General features: G+C 37.6%; 3 protein-coding genes. 2 read left to right on the top strand and 1 reads right to left on the bottom strand.

Translation table 11 applies throughout. The features are described 5' to 3' along the window. Together FM107_RS16325 and FM107_RS16330 are read left to right on the top strand one after the other, a co-directional pair. The coding region (locus tag FM107_RS16325) for an rRNA pseudouridine synthase (RefSeq protein ID WP_256959591.1) at positions 1-915 on the top strand (915 nt) is incomplete at its 5' end. Positions 916-979: 64 nt separating this feature from the next. Beyond that, a complete protein-coding gene (locus FM107_RS16330; RefSeq protein WP_086949563.1) occupies positions 980-1,447 on the top strand; it encodes a nucleoside triphosphate pyrophosphohydrolase family protein in 468 nt (155 codons plus the stop codon). A gap of 78 nt (positions 1,448-1,525) precedes the next feature. Here FM107_RS16330 and FM107_RS16335 read toward each other — a convergent pair whose 3' ends face one another. Next, entirely contained in the window at positions 1,526-2,473 is a 948-nt protein-coding gene (locus FM107_RS16335) for a TIGR01212 family radical SAM protein (RefSeq protein WP_086949564.1), read from the bottom strand. Between the last annotated feature and the right edge of the window lie 149 nt (positions 2,474-2,622).

The following is a 2,622-nucleotide window of genomic DNA, read 5'->3' on the forward strand; positions in this document are numbered from 1 at the left end:
CGCGGTAGATCATTCGGCGGAGAACGTAGCGAGAACAGTCGCGGTAGATCATTCGGCGGAGAACGTAGCGAGAACAGTCGCGGTAGATCATTCGAAAACAACAGAATCGATCGAAAGCCAACGAATGAATATAGTGATACAAATACTACAACATTTTATCCACGAAAAAAAATAGCCAGCGGAGAACCAAAGGATGATGGGCTAATTCGATTGAATCGTTATATCGCGAACTCTGGAATATGTTCTAGGCGTAAAGCAGACGAACTCATTGAATCTGGAGTTGTATCAGTGAATGGAGAAATAGTTTCAGAACTAGGTACAAAAGTAGACCCTGCAAAAGATGAAATAAAATACAATGGGGAACGACTAAAGAGAGAAAAAATGGTCTATATCCTCCTGAACAAACCAAAGGATTACATTACAACAACTGACGATCCACAAGAACGTCGAACTGTTATGCATCTGGTTGCAAAAGCCACCAATGAAAGAATATACCCAGTCGGGCGCTTAGACAGAAATACAACAGGTCTATTGCTACTTACTAATGATGGCAATCTTGCAGAGAAGTTATCCCATCCGAGGAATAACATCAGTAAAATTTATAATGTTGAATTAAACAAAAATCTCACGCAAGGTGATTTTAATAAAATACAATTTGGGTTGCAATTAGAAGACGGTTTAATTAAACCCGATGACATTAGCTACGTTCAAGGAGCTAGTAAACGAGAAATAGGAATTCAAATCCATTCTGGTAAAAACAGGATAGTAAGACGTATTTTCGAATCTTTAGGGTATGATGTGATAAAGCTAGATCGAGTAGTTTATGCAAACCTAACAAAAAAAGACTTGACACGAGGGCGCTGGCGTTATATCGACGACCGAGAACTCATTCAATTGAAACACCTAATTAAATAACATGAAAGGCGCTTTGGCGCCTTTCATGTTATTATAAATTTGTATTTTTAGAAAAAAAATCCATATGACTGATCCAAAAACTCTTAGTTCCGTTGCAGAATTCCACAAAACATTCCAACATCCGATTTTAGATAAACCAACGATCCCTTCAGAAAGTCGTTGCGAACTTCGTGTAGCACTGATAGCAGAGGAATTAAAAGAATTAGAAGAGGCTATTGCAAATAAAGATATGGTTGAAATAGCCGACGCTTTATGTGATATCCAATATGTATTGTCGGGAGCTGTTCTTGAATTTGGTTTAAAAGGCAAATTCAACGAACTTTTTGAAGAAGTTCAACGTTCAAATATGAGTAAAGCATGCAAATCTGAGGAAGAAGCGAAACTAACGCAACAACATTATCTAGAAAAAGGAGTAAAATCTTATTATAAAGAAATCGAGGGACAGTATTTAGTTTTTAGAGAAGGTGATAACAAAACATTAAAATCCGTAAACTATTCACCTACAGACCTTAAAACAATCTTAGAAAAATAAATAGCTAACAAATAAAAGCCTTGAAATATCAGGGCTTCTATTTGTTAGCTATTCGAATGCTTAGAGATACCAAAGAAATCAGTCATTATACATACTTCCTTGTATTACTCCTCGTAATTCTAAACCTTTATCAATTTGCGTCTGTATTTTCGATTTTGGAAAACCCCAATTCGGGGCAATTAATAATTCCCGATCCGCAATACCGAATATACGTTGAATAACAATATCAGGCCGTAATAAAGGAATGAACTTCGCAAGAAAATCAGTATACTCTTCTATTGTAAAAAGTTTAAATGGATTCCGTTTATATTGAACGCCCATTATAGACCCCTCGACTATGTGCAAATGGTGCAATTTAACATACGTTATCTTTGACTGCTTATTAATTTCATCAGCATAACGTAACATCATCTCTTCGGTTTCCCACGGAAACCCAAAGATTGTATGCACACAAAGCTCTAACTTGGTACCTTGCAACATATCCATTGTCTTCAAAAACTCTTCGTGCGAACATCCCCGGTTAATCCGATCTAAGGTCTCGTTGTAGATAGATTCCATTCCCATTTCTAAATCGACATCATAGCGATCCAAATAAGATTCAAGTAAAGCAATTTTTTCAAAATCCAAACAGTCAGGCCGAGTACCAACGGACAGACCTAAAATATTTTCAGAATCTATACTCAACGCTTCGTCATACATCATCTTTAACAAATGAGTTGGCGCATAGGTATTTGTATTTGGTTGAAAATATATGATGAACTTTTCCGCACCGTAAGACTTACGTGCTCTCGCTATTCCGGCCTCCACCTGCTCTCGGATCGACGGAATCTTTCTGGCCGTATCTGGCGTGAATGAATCCACATTACAATAAGTGCAACCTCCATAGCCTTTACTCCCGTCACGATTTGGGCACGTAAAATTACCGTCGACAATAACTTTAAAAACTTTTTGTCCATTGTACTTTTCTTTCAAGTACGCGCCATAATGATTATAGGGTTTTATCCCACTATCCAATTCTGTTCCCATGTAGGTGCAAAGATAATTAATATCTCGCCTTATCCTACGCGCTTTCCAAATTTCCTTCCAAAAAAAGAGGGCATAAAAAAGCCCCTTCAATTACTGAAGGGGCATTCTATAAAATTAGGCACCGACCTACTCTCCCACCTGTTACGGCA

Origin of the sequence: Sphingobacterium sp. JB170 (assembly GCF_900163865.1) — a bacterium.
In the GTDB taxonomy this organism is placed as follows: domain Bacteria; phylum Bacteroidota; class Bacteroidia; order Sphingobacteriales; family Sphingobacteriaceae; genus Sphingobacterium.